Source organism: Bacillus sp. mrc49 (assembly GCF_002803435.1).
In genome coordinates, this window is the sequence record NZ_PHNG01000033.1 from 1 (window position 1) to 376 (window position 376).

Here is a 376-nt window from a genome sequence, read left to right on the forward strand (position 1 = left end):
CCGCATATGGCGGTGGCAACTTCCATGTTCATGGTATTTCTATCGTCCATCACGAATTCGATCACCCATATTTCACTTGGGAATATCAATTGGCCCTATGCTTTAGCCCTGATTCCGGGAGCGTGGGTCGGAGCGAAATGGGGGGCATGGATCAATACGCGGCTAAAGAGCGCGTCATTGGAAAATATGTTGAAAATAGTTCTGATAATCATTGGTTTACGTCTTATTTACCAAGGGATTACCGGATAAGCGAGGAGGAAGGAAATGATGTCGGAAATCATTCATTTATATCACACCAATGATCTTCATAGTCATTTTGAGAATTGGCCTCGTATCGAGAAGTTTCTTAAGGAAAGAAGGGAGCTTCATCAAGAAA

Annotated in this window: 2 protein-coding genes; both read left to right on the top strand. The window is 43.1% G+C overall.

The window, feature by feature from the left end:
- The coding region (locus tag CVN76_RS00315) for a sulfite exporter TauE/SafE family protein (RefSeq protein ID WP_157805374.1) at positions 1–249 on the top strand (249 nt) is incomplete at its 5' end.
- 18 nt (positions 250–267) lie between these two features.
- Positions 268–376, top strand: a 109-nt coding sequence (locus tag CVN76_RS32240; protein WP_442857517.1) for a hypothetical protein, incomplete at its 3' end; no start/stop codon positions are given.